Annotated in this window: 13 protein-coding genes and 2 riboswitches; of the genes, 9 read left to right on the top strand and 4 right to left on the bottom strand. The window is 62.2% G+C overall.

Annotation, left to right across the window (positions count from 1 at the left end; translation table 11 throughout):
- Positions 1–43 precede the first annotated feature (43 nt).
- The 3 genes from NFG57_RS05865 to NFG57_RS05855 are packed head-to-tail and all read left to right on the top strand — an operon-like array spanning position 44 to position 1,651.
- Entirely contained in the window at positions 44–355 is a 312-nt protein-coding gene (locus tag NFG57_RS05865) for a DUF4870 domain-containing protein (protein WP_231498521.1), read from the top strand.
- A 1-nt stretch (position 356) separates the two neighbouring features.
- Entirely contained in the window at positions 357–1,298 is a 942-nt protein-coding gene (locus tag NFG57_RS05860; RefSeq protein WP_045994905.1) for a lysophospholipid acyltransferase family protein, read from the top strand.
- Entirely contained in the window at positions 1,295–1,651 is a 357-nt protein-coding gene (locus tag NFG57_RS05855) for a hypothetical protein (RefSeq protein ID WP_231498501.1), read from the top strand. Before NFG57_RS05860 ends, NFG57_RS05855 begins: the two co-directional genes overlap by 4 nt.
- Positions 1,652–1,848: 197 nt before the next feature.
- Here the strand turns inward: NFG57_RS05855 and NFG57_RS05850 are convergent, their stop codons facing one another.
- Both NFG57_RS05850 and NFG57_RS05845 read right to left on the bottom strand, forming a co-directional pair.
- Positions 1,849–2,190: a type II toxin-antitoxin system ChpB family toxin gene (locus NFG57_RS05850; RefSeq protein ID WP_222569180.1), complete on the bottom strand. Its 342-nt coding sequence runs from the start codon at positions 2,188–2,190 to the stop codon at positions 1,849–1,851.
- Entirely contained in the window at positions 2,187–2,441 is a 255-nt protein-coding gene (locus tag NFG57_RS05845) for an AbrB/MazE/SpoVT family DNA-binding domain-containing protein (RefSeq protein ID WP_124802450.1), read from the bottom strand. Before NFG57_RS05845 ends, NFG57_RS05850 begins: the two co-directional genes overlap by 4 nt.
- 351 nt (positions 2,442–2,792) lie before the next feature.
- Here NFG57_RS05845 and NFG57_RS05840 point away from each other — a divergent pair, with 351 nt between their 5' ends.
- The gene (locus NFG57_RS05840; RefSeq protein WP_348815633.1) at positions 2,793–4,379 is read left to right on the top strand and encodes a glucan biosynthesis protein; all 1,587 of its coding nucleotides are present in this window, start codon (positions 2,793–2,795) and stop codon (positions 4,377–4,379) included.
- Positions 4,379–6,280, top strand: coding sequence for a glucans biosynthesis glucosyltransferase MdoH (mdoH, locus tag NFG57_RS05835; RefSeq protein ID WP_348815632.1), 1,902 nt, complete (start codon positions 4,379–4,381; stop codon positions 6,278–6,280). Before NFG57_RS05840 ends, mdoH begins: the two co-directional genes overlap by 1 nt.
- Before the next feature lie 199 nt (positions 6,281–6,479).
- Here mdoH and NFG57_RS05830 read toward each other — a convergent pair whose 3' ends face one another.
- Positions 6,480–7,184: a hypothetical protein gene (locus NFG57_RS05830; protein ID WP_348815631.1), complete on the bottom strand. Its 705-nt coding sequence runs from the start codon at positions 7,182–7,184 to the stop codon at positions 6,480–6,482.
- Complete coding sequence (locus tag NFG57_RS05825; RefSeq protein ID WP_348815630.1) at positions 7,181–8,239, bottom strand: GSCFA domain-containing protein; 1,059 nt, start codon at positions 8,237–8,239, stop codon at positions 7,181–7,183. The genes NFG57_RS05830 and NFG57_RS05825 overlap by 4 nt, the downstream gene beginning before the upstream one ends.
- Before the next feature lie 761 nt (positions 8,240–9,000).
- A riboswitch (TPP riboswitch) is annotated at positions 9,001–9,154 on the top strand.
- 81 nt (positions 9,155–9,235) lie between these two features.
- On the opposite strand from NFG57_RS05825, the gene tenA reads away from it, so the two are divergent.
- The 4 genes from tenA to pta all read left to right on the top strand — a co-directional run bounded on the left by tenA (position 9,236) and on the right by pta (position 15,738).
- On the top strand, positions 9,236–9,904 hold the full coding sequence (tenA, locus tag NFG57_RS05820) for a thiaminase II (protein ID WP_348815628.1): 669 nt from the start codon (positions 9,236–9,238) through the stop codon (positions 9,902–9,904).
- A gap of 11 nt (positions 9,905–9,915) precedes the next feature.
- Positions 9,916–10,050, top strand: a riboswitch (TPP riboswitch).
- Between the two features lie 77 nt (positions 10,051–10,127).
- The gene (thiC, locus tag NFG57_RS05815) at positions 10,128–12,080 is read left to right on the top strand and encodes a phosphomethylpyrimidine synthase ThiC (protein WP_348815627.1); all 1,953 of its coding nucleotides are present in this window, start codon (positions 10,128–10,130) and stop codon (positions 12,078–12,080) included.
- A 284-nt stretch (positions 12,081–12,364) separates the two neighbouring features.
- Complete coding sequence (locus NFG57_RS05810) at positions 12,365–13,579, top strand: acetate kinase (RefSeq protein WP_348815626.1); 1,215 nt, start codon at positions 12,365–12,367, stop codon at positions 13,577–13,579.
- A complete protein-coding gene (gene pta / locus NFG57_RS05805) occupies positions 13,576–15,738 on the top strand; it encodes a phosphate acetyltransferase (protein WP_348815625.1) in 2,163 nt (720 codons plus the stop codon). The genes NFG57_RS05810 and pta overlap by 4 nt, the downstream gene beginning before the upstream one ends.
- Positions 15,739–15,846: the final 108 nt, after the last annotated feature.

Below are 15,846 nucleotides of genomic sequence, written 5' to 3'. Positions count from 1 at the left end.
CGAGCCTCCCTCACCTGGCGACACGCCCCCCGCCGACACCACCATGTCGCTGGTGGGCTACGCGTTGCTGCTGGCAAACCTGGTCACCGGCTTCACCGCGGTGATCGGGGTGATCATCGCCTACGTCTACCGTGGCAAGGGCCCCGAGTGGCTAGACGAGCACTATCGCTACCAGATCCGTACCTTCTGGATAGGCCTGCTCTACGGCATCGTGGCCTCGATCCTGACCTTGATCGTGATCGGCCTGCCGCTGCTGCTGGCCCTGGCGGTGTGGTTGATCGTGCGCTGCGTCAAAGGCTTCAAGGCACTGCAGGAAAAGCGCGCTCCGGACAATGTGGAAAGTTGGTTGATCTGATATGAACGTCCCCTGGCAACAGCGACTCCAGGCTACCGCGATATCACGCCTGTGGCGGATACTGTCACGTCTGTCACCGACGACCCTGTGGCGACTCAGCGTCGCCCTGGTCAATGTGGCCTACCCCCTGCTCAAGCGCGAACGCGCGGTGACCAGGCTCAACCTGGAAGTGGTCTATCCCGACCTTACCGAGGCCCGTCGCGCCACCCTGGGGCGCGAAAGCCTCAAGCATTCCACCGCCACCATGCTGGAACTCGGCTTTGCCTGGCAGGGCGACCCCGACCGAGTGGCCGACAGCATCGTCGAGGTACATGGCCGCGAACTGCTGGATGATGCCCGCGCCGAGGGCAAGGGCGTGATCATCCTGGCGCCTCACTTCGGCAACTGGGAGGTGCTGAACTTCTGGCTGTCGAGCCACTTCCCCTTCACCGCCATGTACGAGCCGCCCAAGCTGGCACCGCTGGACCCGATCATCCGCGCCGGGCGCGAGCGCTGCGGCGCCAGCCTGGTGCCGACCAACCCCCGAGGCGTGGCGGCGCTGCTCAAGGCGCTCAAGCGATCCGAGGCCGTCGGCATCCTGCCCGATCAGGAACCCAGCTGGGGCAGCGGCGTTTTCGCGCCCTTCTTCGAGCGCCCCGCCTACACTGCCACCCTGTTGCCCAAGCTGGTGTCGCGCACCAATGCAAGGGTCGTGACCGGCGTCGCTCTGCGCCGTCCCGGGCGGGGCTTCGCGCTGTACTTCCTGGCCGCCGACGAGCGCGTCTACGATGAAGACGAGACCATCTCCTGCAGCGGGGTCAATGCCAGCATCGAGGCGGTGATCGCACTCGACCCGGCCCAGTACCAGTGGGAATACAAGCGCTACACCAAGACCCTGGAAGAACAACGTGGCGATCCCGACTTCCGCCGTTACCGCCTCTACAGCTCGAGGAACATGAAGTGACGACAGCGTCAGTGTCACCGCCGCCGGAGACTCGCGTCGGCCACGTCCTCTATCTGCTCTACCTGGCAGGGCTGGTGAGCGGATTCGTGACACTGTTGATCGCGCTGGTCGTCGCCTACGTCTATCGCACCGACGCCGCCCCCTGGCTGCGTGCCCACTACCAGTTTCTGATCAGCACCTTCTGGATCGGCCTGCTCTACATGGTCGCCGCGGTGGTACTGTCGGTGCTGATCATCGGCCTGGCACTGCCCCCACTGCTGGTCACCGCCTGGTTCGTGATCCGCTGCATCGTCGGCTGGCGTGCCCTGCACCAGCGCCTGCCGCCGCCCAGACCATCCAGCTGGCTGTGGTAGGCGCGGCAATGCCAGCACTAGGGCTTGTCTGAAAAGTGCCTGCGCTCGGTAATACGGCGTTAAAAATCGGCTGGTGCGCCAGCCCGGTCAAAATGCTCATTTACACCCCGTAAACTGCGCTTTCTCACCGATTTTTGCCTTGTCTAACCTTCGCTCGTCGACTTTTCGGACAGCGCCTAAGAATTTGCGAGCACGGCCTATTCAAATAACGTACGAACACGCGCTAAAGCATCATCGACGACGTGATCCGGGGCAGACTCGACTCTGCGCGCTCCGCGCGCTTCAAGGTCGACAGTCCTGATCTGATTGACCAGCACTACCCCCTGCGTACGGGTCCCGCTCAGAGGTACCGCAAAGCCTGCGTGGCGCGCGAAGTTGCCACCTTGGGTGATGGGTGCCACGACCACCGTACCAAAATGATTGAAAGCTATTGGCGTCAACACTAGCGCAGGGCGAAAGTCACCTCGCTGCTCGCGTCCTTCGGTCGGATTGAGGGGAACTCGCACAATATCGCCACGGCTATATTTGTCACGCTTCATTCTTCACGCCCTACCGGGGCCATTTCCTGCCAGGCTGCCAGGTCTTCAGGCTCGGGAGCCTCGGGATCACAGCGTGCCAGCAATTCCTCCAGGGAATACTTTGGCTTTGACGCCACAGGCTTCAACACCAACCTGTGGGAAGTTTCCTCGACTTCCAGCAAATCCCCATCGCTGAGGCCCAGCTGTCGAAGCAATTCAACTGGCAACCTGATGGCGGCACTATTGCCCCACTTCTGAATCTTGAGTTCCATATCACTCCCCTCCTGTACGTATCTACACAGTAGATACGCGCTGCCTCGACCGCAAGCTCGTGCATCAACTTCGCCTGTTACCGCTCAGTAACCTGCCCACCCCAACGCCGTCGCTAATCGGCGACACGGAACCCGAATTAGCACAAACCCTCAAATGCACTCGAATGACATCTATTGCAACTTTTGTCTCGGCCAATAGGCTAGATTAAAGGCTGGCTCGATTTGGCATAGAAAGCGACATAGAAAGTCGCATAGAACATGCCATCGATGTGAACGGCAGAAGGATCCCCTACACCCCCAGCGGGCGACCCCGAGCCACCGGGCGTTCGTCCGCTCGCAAGGAGAGCGCACTTGGACACGGCAATATCTCGAGCACGACACACCCTTCCACGGCGGCGACCTGGCTCGCGCAACCTGGCGCTCGCCTTCGTCGGCGTCATCACCAGCGCCGCATTGACGACGCCGGCCATGGCCGTCGAGACCGGCGCGCTGTTCGAACAGGTCACGAACCGGGCCAAGGAACTGGCCGCGTCCCCCTATGAAGAGGCCTCGGCCGAGCTGCCCGAGGCCCTCACCGAGATGGACTACGACCGCTACCGACAGATTCGCTACCGCGATGAGCGGGCACTGTGGAAGGATGATGGCGATTTCGAGGTAGAGCTCTTCCACCCAGGCTTTCTGTATGACCAGCCGGTGGATATCCACCTGCTGGAGGATGGCGAGGTACGCTCGCTGCCCTTCGAGCCTGAGCGCTTTCGCTACGACGACGATGCCGCCGACCTCGCCGAGCTCGACCTGAGTGGGCTCGGCTATGCCGGCTTTCGCCTGCACTACCCGCTCAACCGCGCCGACTACAAGGATGAGTTCGCGGTATTTCTGGGCGCGTCCTACTTCCGCCTGGTCGGCCGCGACCAGGGCTACGGCCTGTCGGCCCGTGGCCTGGCCATCGACACCGCCCTGCCCCAGGGCGAGGAGTTTCCCGCCTTTCGCGAATACTGGCTGGTCAAGCCGCAGCCCGGCGATACCCACATGACCGTGCTGGCGCTGCTGGACAGCCCTTCTCTGGCCGGCGCCTACCGCTTCGACATCGCCCCGGGCAAGCGCACCCAGGTCGACACCGAGGCACGCCTGTTTGCCAGGGAAGACGTCGAGAAGCTCGGCGTCGCACCGCTGACCAGCATGTTCCTGCATGGCGAGATGGATCGCCGCCAGGAGGACGACTACCGCATCCGGGTACATGACTCCAGCGGCCTGCTGATGGCCACCAGCACCGGCGAGTGGACATGGCGCGTGCTGGAAAACCCCGAAAGCCTCCAGATCTCCGGGCTGCAGGACACATCGCCCAAGGGCTATGGCCTGGTCCAGCGGCCCCAGCACTTCAACGCCTACCTGGACATGGAGGCCCGCTACGAGCGTCGCCCCAGTCAGTGGGTCGAACCCCAGGGCGAGTGGGGTGAAGGCCACGTCGAGCTGGTGGAGATCCCCACCGACAGCGAGGCCCACGACAACATCACCGCCTACTGGGTGCCCGCCACCCCGCTGATGGCCGGCGACTCCCGCACCTACCGCTATCGTACCTGGACCTTCGGCGACACCCCCACGGCCGAACCGCTGGCTCGTGTGGTGCGTTCGCGCCAGGGCTGGGGCGGTGTGCCGGGACAGAGCGATCCCCCCGACGAGCGCCTGCGCCAGTTCATCATCGACTTCCGCGGCGGTGAGCTCGAGGGACTCGATGCCAGCCAACCGGTCGAGATGACGCTGACCACCTCCAGCGGCGAGACCGCCGAGGCCAAGGTCACACCGCTGCCGGACGATGACACCTGGCGCGCCAGCTTCACGCTGCTGCCCGACGGCGACCAGCCCGCTGATATCCGCCTGACCCTCATGCTTCGTGGCGAGCGCCTGAGCGAAACCTGGAACAGCATCTGGAGCCCCTGATGAACGCTCATACTCCCGAGGTACCCTGGCCACGCCTGCGACGTCTTGGCGTCGGCCTGGCCATTGCCGCCACCACGGCGCTGGGGGTCTGGACCATGTTCAGGATCCTCTACGTGGAGGGCATCAGTCCGCTCGAGATGGCGATCATCGGCCTGTTCGCGATCACCTTCGGCTGGATCACCATGGCCTTCTGGAGCGCGCTGATCGGCTTCGTGCTCAACCTGACCGGGCGTGACCCGCTGAGCCTGAAGCCGCGCCATTCCTATCCCATGCGGCCCGAAGGCTCCCACTCCCGCACCGCCCTGGTGATGCCGATCCACAACGAGGACGTGCTGCGAGTCGCCGCCGGACTCGAGGCCACCTGCAAGGATCTGAATGACCTGCCGCAAGGCATCGAGGTGGAAGCCTTCGTGCTCAGCGACAGCACCGACGACGAGGTGGTGGCCGAGGAAAAGGCCGCCATGGCCGAGCTGCAGAAGCGTCTGGAAGGCCACTGCCAACTGCACTACCGCCACCGTGACAGTAACGTCGGGCGCAAGGCAGGCAACCTGGGCGACTTCTGCACCCGTTGGGGCAGCCACTACGACTATATGCTGGTGATCGACGCCGACAGCTTGATGAGCGGCACGACCGTCATCGAGCTGATCGACGAGATGATGGCCAACCCGCGCCTTGGCCTGTTGCAGACGGTGCCGATTCCAGTGCGCCAGGACAGCCTGTTTGGCCGCGCCAACCAGTTCGCTGCTGCACTCTACTCGCCGATGCTGGCCAGCGGTCTGAGCTTCTGGCACGCCACCGCGGCCAACTACTTCGGCCACAACGCCATCATTCGCGTGGACGCCTTCACCGATGCCTGTGGCCTGCCGGAGCTGCCCGGCAAGCCGCCGCTGGGTGGCGATATCCTGAGCCACGACTTCGTCGAGGCGGCGTTGCTGCGCCGTGCCGGCTGGCAGGTGCGCATGCGCACCGACCTGGGCGGCAGCTTCGAAGAGATGCCGAGTCATATCCTCGACTACGCCAAGCGCGACCGGCGCTGGGTCCAGGGCAACCTGCAGCATATGCGCCTGCTTGGCGGACGCGGACTGCACGTGCTCAGCCGTCTGCACTTCTTCTTCGGCGCCCTCGCCTACCTGTCGTCGCTGGTGTGGCTGGCGATCCTGGTGATCAGCACCATCGACGCCCTGATCCGGGCGCTGGTGCCGACCAACTTCTTCACCTCGAGTTCGCAGCTGTTTCCCGACTGGCCGATCGCCCCACCCAACCTGATCATGCCGCTGCTGATCGGCACCCTGGGCATGCTGCTGATGCCCAAGGTACTGGGGCTGGTGCTGGGGCTGATCCAGAACCCGCAGGCCTACGGCGGACGGGCCCGGCTCGTCGCCAGCATGCTGCTCGAGACGCTGTTTGCCATGCTCATCGCGCCGCTGATGATGGTGTTCCACAGTCGTTTCGTGATTCAGGTACTGAGCGGCCGCACCGTCGCCTGGGATCCACAGTCCCGCGAGGGCCGCGCCCTGCCCTGGAAGGAAGCCTTTCGCCACACCTGGCTATGGTCACTGATCGGCGCCTTGTGGGCGCTGGTGACCTGGGCCTTCACCCCGAGCTTCTTCATCTGGCTGACGCCGGTGTGGCTCGGCCTGGTGATGGCCGCTCCGCTGGTCCGCTGGAGCTCCAGCCTGAGCATCGGCCGGGCCCTGAGGCGCGCCGGCCTGTTGCTGGTCCCGAGCGAGACCCGCCCCCCGGCGGTGGTAGGCGAGCTTCGCGTCGCCGAGGCACCACCGCCGCCGGCGACCCCGGCCGAGCCGCCACGGGAAGTCCCCCGCGAGATGCCGGTGCAGTCCTTTCGCGAGCACGGCACGGAATCGGCGCCGGAGGTCTCCGGCGAGAAGCCCGTCGACTGAGCCGGTGCCGTGGCACAGCGTTGTGTCCTCCCCCTCCTTTTGCATCATCCGGAGGGGGAATCCCAGCGGACTACTACACGTCAAGCATAGTGGCGTGATCCATGATTCATCTGTTTGCCGCTGTCTGGTGGTAACACTTTGCTCTACAAAGAGCGTTCTCCAGCTCCGAATAACACACATCCGCCAGGAAAACCCTTTGTCAATCTCTACTTAAAAAGCAGGATAGCCACTTTTTCCCGAACTCTTCGTTCATATGCCTGATATCATGGTCTGGATGCGCTTCCTCATCCATGGCATCCCCTACAGGCAATCTTTTACTTCCCTTCGAGAGCTCCCGCTCCGTAAAACATCCGTTGACGATGGTATCAGCAGGCTGAGCGATCAACTCGGCATTGCATTTATCATATACTTCATCGTTCATCAACTTTATTCCGGACAGGTAGCTTTCCGGAGGATAACTTCTATCATCACCTTTCTTCTGAATAGGCAGGGGATTATGTCCAACATATATCTTTTTGTTGGTCACGCTCCTGATCATTTCCATGATCTTCCAGGACGTCGTACCCTTGACACTATCCAGCACGGTTTGCTTTATTACTGCTGATGAAAAAAATTTGCCAGGTTCGACAAAAAAAACTTCCATCTGAAGTCCGTAAATCAAGAATAGATCATATTCAACGATATCAACCTCACTCTTGCCACCCGATGTATAGGTGATGGTTCTCTTTAATCTATCTGTTTTTGGAACCAGTTTATTATCGATGAGAATCAGTCCACCCAAGCCATTACTTCTAGCGGTAAAGAAGACAAGATTATATTCTTGATGCCACTCTGGCATCAGGTCCCAGGCTCTTTTCAAAGCACCAACGTGGCTATTGCCCAGCACACAAATATTTTTCTTCATTCCTTACCTCCAAAGGCGTCGAAGATCTCTTCTTCGCAAACCAGATCATTAATTTTCTTTACGTTACCTACCCTCTTGTTTTGTTTTCCGAAAATCTCAGCGCCAAACTTTGTCCTCAGAGAAGAAAAAAAATGATTCATCACAAAATCGACACCGTGGGGGTTAACACTTCGTTGATTGGGTTCGAAAAACACCCCCTTGAAAACCGGGCTGTTGATTATTTCATACGAAGGAAAATAATCCACATAATTACAACCTCTAGAAATCTGCCCAGCCACGGCACGCAACACTGACTTGGATTCCATTGTAGCGACGATCACGTTGTTCCTGGAGTTTGTCGCTACCAAAGGAACAGGGGAAACTGTCAATATAAAGCGTAACTCAGGATTCTCATGACGCATTATTTCTATGGCATCTCGCAGATCATTCATCACAGAGGGATACATCTGATTCTTGAACGCATGGATACCTTTCAGGTAGGTCCCTGCTGAAGTCCCGGGACACATCGGATACTCGTAGCCGTATTCCGAATTGAACCAGCTTTCAGTCAACCCTAAGGTGAAGACAAAGAAGTCTGATGAGAAGATGCATTCCCTAAACGCTTTTATTGTCTCCTCTTGAGAGAGTATTAACTCTTCTTTACTACAGAAACCCTCTGGTTCCACCACGGGGCGAAAGGGATCATAGAACCGTCCGTTCTTTTCCCAAATCTCCTCAGGCGGCTCTTTTATCCCTGTTGCCCACTCTACCCACTGCTTCAACAATGAGGTGGTGTATATATTCCCGGTTCTGGCCGAAAAAATATTGTAATTGTATTTTTTTGCATTTTCCTGCGAGAGCCCCTTGGGTGGAGTTTCTGTCGAGACCCAGTTAAACCCTCTGCTATCAAGAGCATTTCCAATATGTTGCGCAAAGCAGGAACCGAAGGTAACCACCCTACTATCCTTTGTGATCTTGAACTTTGGAGACCACAAATTGGATATGTCAAAAATCGACTTTTCGGATACAGCTTTTTTCCAGAAGGCACGGTCTGGAAGTGTCGAATATGGATTCATATTAATCACCTCAAATATAAGATATAATATCGGTCGTGAACAAACAAAATTGATAACGTCTATCTTAAATCACCCATTGCCACGACGAATAGGAATGTTTACGCCAACACTGGCATCTCGTCTTCCTTTCTAAAATATTTGCATAAAAAAAGATAGGCGAAATATTTGTCTATTGTGTTGAGAAACGAGCACTGACAACGGCCCCGGAGCCCTTCATAAAACCTTTCCCATGCACCATTTCCCTGACCCACGGGTGGTTCAAAAGAGAGCAAAACAAGCATTTTTAGCTTCCATGAAAACTCGGCGAACCAATGCTTCCAATAAAACGGGACCAACACACCTGTCACTTTCTTCCCTTCTTCACAAAGGAGTCGTCAAGCGCACAACGAATGTCAGAATCTAGAGTGAAAAACGTACTTTTTTCACTCTAGATTCTCTCACATCTTCTCTATCAGGCAGCCGCAAAACACGCAAACACAATCCAGAGAACATCCAAGAAAAACCACGCAAATATCCCTTTAAACAACAACAAAATCGTCGAAACTTTGTCGAATTGATCAATCAGGACTCTACTTCGCCACATTTCCTCAATCGGATAAAATGCATTCTCAACCATGCGGAAACTTCTCCAGATATCTCGGCAGTTGCACTCTCGCGATATCGTGGGAACCTCCTCCCCCCAGCGGCGTATCTACTGATCGGGATCGGTTCTTGCCAAGCCGAGGTGGACTCCCTTCGAGGTCATGCTAGACTCGATTCAGACTCGCTTGACGGGGTGCCGGTGAATCCGGCTGAGATGGCGCAGGGCCAGGGTGACGAATCACCGGCCGCCAGCGCCGATCCCGTGGAACCTGATCCGGGTGCGGTGTGGCTTCACACCTTGAACCGGCGTAGGGAATCAGGCGGTGGTGTCTGCCCCTGCGCGCGCACCTCCCTCCTTTCTCGTCGCCGTGTCCTTGGCCGCCGCCCTCCGGATCCGCACCAACCGGAGGCAACATGGGCTACCGCTTTACCGATCTTGTCGACGCCTGCCGCGATGACTGGCACGCCTACATCGAACACGACTTCGTGCTCGCCCTTGGCCGTGGTGAACTGGCCGACGCCAGCTTCCGTCACTACCTCAAGCAGGACTATCTGTTTCTACTGCAGTTCTCCCGGGCCTACGCCCTGGCGGCCTACAAGAGCCACAGCCTCGACGAGCTGCGCGGCGCCTTCGACGGCATGAAGACCATTCTCGACGTGGAACTCGGCCTGCATCTCGCCTTCTGCCGCGACTGGGGCATCGGCGAGGCCGAACTCGCTGAGCTGCCCGAAGCCCGCGCCACCCTGGCCTATACCCGCTACGTGCTGGACGCCGGCAGCCGCGGCGACCTCCTGGACCTGCACGTGGCGCTGGCCCCCTGCATGGTCGGCTACGCCGATATCGCGAGAACGCTCAACGCCCGCCCGGACACCCTGCGCGGTGCAGACAATCCCTTCGACGCCTGGATCGCCATGTACGAAAGCGACGACTTCCAGGCCGCCGCGCGCCAGGAGCATGCCTGGCTCGACGATCAGCTTGGCCAGGTATCCGGCGAGCGCTTTGCACGACTGTCACGGATATTCGCCGACGCGACACGACTCGAGATCGACTTCTGGCAGATGGGGCTCGATCTAAGCGACTAACACAATCAGCACCACGCTTGACGGGGGGCCGCCAGAGGCGGCTGAGATCATGCAGCGCATGGGACCCGTTGAACCTGATCTGGGGGTAACCCCGATGCCATGGCATCGCGGTGAGGACCAGCGTAGGGATCAAGCGCTCACGGCCCAGGCCACGACGCCCCCTCCTTCCTCACGCGATGCACACAACAACGCCAGCACCCAGTGCCGTGAGAAGGACAAGCCAATGCCGCTCGATCAACCCGTTTCCGCAAACAAACCCCGCCATAGCGCGCACTTCCTGGCCGAGACCGCCCAGGTCGACCAGGCCGCAGTTACGCCCCTGCCGGGTTCGCGCAAGGTCTATGTAAAGGGCTCCCGCGACGACCTGCGGGTGCCGTTTCGCGAGATTTCGCTGTCAGCGACCCGCACCTCCGGGGCCGACGAGGCCAATCCGCCGCTCTTGGTCTACGACACCTCCGGCCCCTACACCGATCCCCAGGTCGAGGTCGACCTGCGTCACGGGCTTGCCGAATTGCGCCGGCCCTGGATCGAGGAGCGCGACGACACCGAATGGCTCGATGGACCGACCTCGGACTACGGTCGCCGGCGTGCCAACGACCCGACACTCGCCCCGCTGCGTTTCGAACTGACCCGCACGCCGCGCCGCGCACGTCGTGGCGCCGACGGCAGCGCCGGCAATGTCACCCAGCTGCACTACGCCCGCCGCGGCATCATCACCCCGGAGATGGAGTTCATCGCCATCCGCGAGAACCAGCGTCGACAGGCCCTGGCCGATGACTATCGAGGCAGCGATGAGGTCGAGCGCATCCTTGGCCACCAGCATCACGGGCAGGGCTTCGGCGCCCGTCTGCCAGAGGAGATCACCCCCGAGTTCGTGCGCCAGGAAGTCGCCGCCGGGCGCGCCATCATCCCCGCCAACATCAACCACCCGGAAGCCGAGCCGATGATCATCGGGCGCAACTTCCTGGTGAAGATCAATGGCAATCTGGGCAACTCGGCGGTGACCTCCTCCATCGAGCAAGAGGTCGAGAAGATGACCTGGGGCATCCGCTGGGGCGCCGACACCATCATGGATCTGTCCACTGGCCAGAACATCCACGAAACCCGCGAGTGGATCATCCGCAACTCGCCGGTACCGATCGGCACCGTGCCGCTCTATCAGGCGCTGGAGAAGGTCAAGGGCGTGGCCGAGGACCTCACCTGGGAGGTGTTCCGCGACACCCTGATCGAGCAGGCCGAACAGGGCGTGGACTACTTCACCATCCACGCAGGCGTGCTGCTGCGCTACGTGCCGCTGACCGCCAACCGGGTCACCGGCATCGTCTCCCGCGGTGGCTCGATCATGGCCAAGTGGTGCCTTTACCATCACCAGGAAAGCTTCCTCTACACCCACTTCGAGGAAATCTGCGAGATCTGCAAGCAGTACGACGTGGCCTTCTCGCTGGGCGATGGCCTGCGTCCGGGCTCGGTGGCCGACGCCAACGACGAGGCCCAGATGGCGGAGCTCAAGACCCTGGGTGAGCTGACCCATATCGCCTGGAAGCACGACGTCCAGGTGATGATCGAAGGCCCCGGCCACGTGCCCATGCACCTGGTCAAGGAAAACATGGACAAGCAGCTCGAGTACTGCGACGAGGCGCCCTTCTATACCCTTGGGCCACTGGTGACCGATATCGCCCCGGGCTACGACCACATCACCTCGGGCATCGGAGCGGCGATGATCGGCTGGTACGGCTGCGCCATGCTGTGCTACGTCACCCCCAAGGAACACCTGGGCCTGCCCGACAAGGACGACGTCAAGACCGGCATCATCACCTACAAGATTGCCGCCCACGCCGCCGACCTGGCCAAGGGGCATCCCGGCGCCCAGCGCCGCGACAACGCCCTGTCCAAGGCGCGTTTCGAGTTCCGCTGGGAGGACCAGTTCAACCTGGGCCTCGACCCTGACACCGCCCGCGCCTATCACGACGAGACGCTGCCCAAGGACTCCGCCAAGGTGGCCCACTTCTGCTCCATGTGCGGCCCCAAGTTCTGTTCCATGAAGATCAGCCAGGAGGTCCGCGACTACGCCCGCGACAACGGCCTGGAGGGTGACGGCGACGCCGTCATGGCCGGCATGGAGGAGCGCGCCCGGGTCTTCCGTGAACAGGGTGCGGAGCTGTACAAGGAGGTTTGAACAAGGAGGTCTGAGACAAGCCACTCCCCGGCGCATCCCCGGGCAGCGTTCGACTGCTCGGGGATGCACGTCTTGTACGCCCGGTTCCAGTTCTGCCGCACAAAGTTAGACAAAAGTCCAACCCGAAGATTCATGCACTTGACGCTCATCACGGCTTCGTCGGATCCACCAGCAAAGCCGTTCGACTACCTCCCCAGGCCAATTATTCGCGCCCCGGGGCGGTGCTAGATTCGCCGCCATCCCACGCATTCTCGCCTCACCAAGGCGTCTTTTCTGGAGATGGCATGAAAGCCCCGATTCTGGTGATCAACTGCGGCTCCTCTTCGATCAAGTTCGCGCTGATCGATCAAGCTCCCGACACTCCTCGACTGTCCGGTATCGCCGAGCGCCTGGGCAGCCACGAGGCTCGCCTCAAGCTGACGGACGAACACGGCAGCGCCCGCGAGGTCTCGCTTCCCCGTGCGACCCACGCCCTGGCGCTCAAGACCATCCTCGAGCACCTTGACGTCCACCGGCCCATCGGTATCGGCCACCGGGTGGTACACGGCGGCGAGCGCTTCACCGCCGCTACCCTGCTCGACGACGCCGTGGTGCGCACCATTCGCCAGACCATCAGCCTGGCCCCCTTGCACAATCCGGCCAACCTCGACGGTATCGTCGCCACGCGCCGGCTGTTCGAGGATCTGCCTCAGGTGGCGGTGTTCGATACCGCCTTCCACCAGACCCTGCCGCCCCACGCCTACCGCTACGCCATCCCCGAAGAGCTCTACAGCCGACACGGCATCCGTCGCTACGGCTTCCACGGCTCGAGCCATGCCTACGTGACCGGCCGCCTGGCAGAAGTCAGCGCCCGTGGTGAAGGCGGCTGGCTGATCGCCCACCTGGGCAATGGCTGCTCCGCCACCGCGGTATGGGCCGGCAGAAGCCTGGACACCAGCATGGGCATGACCCCGCTGGAAGGCCTGGTGATGGGCACCCGCAGCGGTGACGTCGACCCCGGCCTGCACCTGCACCTGGCGCGCCAGCTGGGCATGTCGCTGGAGGGCGTCGATCAGTTGCTCAACCAGAAGAGCGGACTGCTGGGGCTGTCCGAGCTGACCAACGACATGCGTGAGCTCGAACAGGCCGCCAGTGAAGGTCACGCCGGCGCGAGCCTGGCCATCGAGGTGTTCTGCTACCGCCTGGCCAAGTCCCTGGCGGGCCTGGCCTGTGCCCTGCCCCGGATCGACGGCATCGCCTTCACCGGCGGCATCGGCGAAAACTCTGCCCTGGTGCGCGCCCGGACGCTGGGCCACCTGGAGGCCCTCGGTGTACGCCTGGACGCTGACGCCAACGAGAGCCTCGGGCGTGGCGAGGAAGGCCAGATCCACGACCGAGGCGCCAGCTCGGCGCCGGAGATCCGCGTCATCCCCACCGACGAAGAAGGCTATATCGCCAGCCAGACCCGGGAATTGATCGCGAGCCTGACGTCCACGCCAACGCTCGAGGAGGTTCTGTGAGCACCCAGTCCCGCACGCTGCTGCTGATCCCCATCGACGACGGCGTCGCCCTCACCTCCGCCGGCCTCGGCCTGCTTCGTGCGCTGGATACGCTAGGGCTGGACGCGGGTTTTCTGCAGCCCTTCAGCCAGTCCGAAGGTGGCGAGCAGGCAAGTGACAACGACGAACGCGCCCGCTCGCTGGTGGCCAGCACCCTGGGCATAGGTTCGCCGCGTCCGATCTCGCGCCAGACACTGGAGCAGTATCTCGGCCGCGACGATCGCGATGGTCTGCTGGAACTCGCCGTGGAGCGTCACGCCCGCGTCGCCCGCCCTGCCACCGGCAAGGCACCGGCGCTGATCGTGGTGGAGGGCGTTCGCCCACTCCCGCGAAACGCCTACGCCTTCGACCTCAACGTGCGCCTGGCCAGTGCCCTCGACGCCCAGGTGGTACTGGTCGCCGATGGCCAGATCGCCGATCCCCAGGAGCTGGCCAAGCAGTTGCAGTTCCATCGCCAGAGCATCGACGCGGTGGGTTCGGTGCGCACCCTGGGTGCCATGCTGATGCGACTGCCGGGGGACGGCGACGGCTCGGCCATCGACCAGACCCTGGCCTCGGTCAGCGAGGTCGAGGCCCGCGCCCACCGCCAGCACTGGCAGCAGCAGCTCGCTATCGGCGCCGACCTGACCCTGCCGGTGGTCGCGGCGGTGCCCTACCGGGCCTCCCTGACCGCACCGCGAGTGGTAGACGTGGCCCGCGCCCTCGATGCCAGGATCCTGCACCACGGCGAGGCCGATCGCCGCCGCGTCGCCCACTCGACGCTGGGGGCCCGTAGCGCCGAGCACCTGCTCTACGCCCTGCGTCCCGGCGAGCTGATCGTGTCCCCCGGGGATCGCGACGACACCCTGCTGGCGGCGGCCCTGGCCACCATGAACGGCGTGCCCCTGGCGGGTCTTCTGCTGACCCACGGCGAGTCACCCAGCCAGCAGCTGATCGACGTCTGTCGCCCGGCGCTGGCCTCGGGGCTGCCGGTCCTCTCGGTGGACACCGACAGCTACGCCACCGTGGCCCGGCTTACCGAGATGTCCGGCGGCATCCCGGTGGATGATCACGAGCGCGCCGAGGCCATCTGCGCCTTCGTCGCCGATCACCTGGATCGTGACTGGCTGCTGGCGCTGATTCACGACGACGCCCAGCGCCGCCTGTCACCGGCGGCCTTCCGCCATCAACTGGTCAGCATGGCCCAGCACAAGCGTCGGCGAATCGTGCTGCCCGAAGGCGACGAGCCACGCACCCTGGAAGCGGCCATCCTGTGCCAGCGCCGCGGCATCGCCAACTGCGTGCTGCTGGGCAAGCGCCGCGCCATCCTCGAGGTGGCCAAGGCACGTGGCCTTGAACTGCCCGACGACCTGCAGATCCTCGACCCGGACGCCGAGCGTGGTCGCTTTGTCGCCCCCATGGTCGAGCGCCGACGGGGCAAGCTGACCCCGCTGACCGCCGAGGCCCAGCTTCATGACAGCGTGGTGCTGGGTACCATGATGCTCGCCGAAGGCGAGGTCGATGGCCTGGTCTCCGGCGCCGTGCATACCACCGCCAACACCGTGCGCCCGGCCTTTCAGCTGATCAAGACCGCCCCCGGCTACGGCCAGGTGTCGTCGGTGTTCTTCATGCTGCTGCCCGACCAGGTGGTGGTCTACGGTGACTGCGCGGTCAACCCCGACCCCGACGCCGAGGCGCTGGCCGAGATCGCCCTGCAGAGCGCCACCAGCGCCGAGGCCTTCGGCATCGAGCCGCGGGTCGCCATGATCAGCTACTCCACCGGCGAGTCCGGCAGCGGCGCCGACGTCGACAAGGTCCGCGAGGCGACCCGCATCGCCAGGCAACGGGCGCCGCACCTGGCCATCGACGGCCCGCTGCAGTACGACGCTGCGGCCATCGCCAGCGTGGCCCGGCAGAAGGCACCGGAGTCACCGGTGGCCGGCCGCGCCACGGTGTTCGTGTTCCCCGACCTGAACACCGGCAACACCACCTACAAGGCGGTCCAGCGCAGCGCTCGGGTGGTCAGCATCGGCCCCATGCTTCAAGGCCTCAACAAGCCGGTCAACGACCTGTCCCGGGGCGCCCTGGTCGAGGATATCGTCTATACGATTGCGCTGACCGCGATCCAGGCCGGTCAGTAACGACCAGAACAGCGCCACAGACCGTCAGAAACGCCGAGGCCCCGGAGAACCGGGGCCTTGGCATTTGTGTGGGCTTTGCGTTGCTTTCTAACTCGCCCGGGACCGCTC

Source organism: Halomonas sp. H10-59 (assembly GCF_040070555.1).
Taxonomy (GTDB): Bacteria; Pseudomonadota; Gammaproteobacteria; order Pseudomonadales; family Halomonadaceae; genus Halomonas; species Halomonas litopenaei.
Note: the sequence above shows the minus strand (reverse complement) of the source record. Positions and strands in the feature narration are given on the sequence as shown.

Excerpts from the sequence above, each read along its gene's own strand:
- NFG57_RS05850 (WP_222569180.1), bottom strand. The coding sequence starts at position 2,190 with ATGAAGCGTGACAAATATAGCCGTGGCGATATTGTGCGAGTTCCCCTC.
- tenA (WP_348815628.1), top strand. The coding sequence starts at position 9,236 with ATGGGCTACCGCTTTACCGATCTTGTCGACGCCTGCCGCGATGACTGG.
- NFG57_RS05860 (WP_045994905.1), top strand. The coding sequence starts at position 357 with ATGAACGTCCCCTGGCAACAGCGACTCCAGGCTACCGCGATATCACGC.
- NFG57_RS05830 (WP_348815631.1), bottom strand. The coding sequence starts at position 7,184 with ATGAAGAAAAATATTTGTGTGCTGGGCAATAGCCACGTTGGTGCTTTG.
- NFG57_RS05865 (WP_231498521.1), top strand. The coding sequence starts at position 44 with ATGTCGCTGGTGGGCTACGCGTTGCTGCTGGCAAACCTGGTCACCGGC.
- NFG57_RS05845 (WP_124802450.1), bottom strand. The coding sequence starts at position 2,441 with ATGGAACTCAAGATTCAGAAGTGGGGCAATAGTGCCGCCATCAGGTTG.
- NFG57_RS05825 (WP_348815630.1), bottom strand. The coding sequence starts at position 8,239 with ATGAATCCATATTCGACACTTCCAGACCGTGCCTTCTGGAAAAAAGCT.
- mdoH (WP_348815632.1), top strand. The coding sequence starts at position 4,379 with ATGAACGCTCATACTCCCGAGGTACCCTGGCCACGCCTGCGACGTCTT.
- thiC (WP_348815627.1), top strand. The coding sequence starts at position 10,128 with ATGCCGCTCGATCAACCCGTTTCCGCAAACAAACCCCGCCATAGCGCG.
- NFG57_RS05810 (WP_348815626.1), top strand. The coding sequence starts at position 12,365 with ATGAAAGCCCCGATTCTGGTGATCAACTGCGGCTCCTCTTCGATCAAG.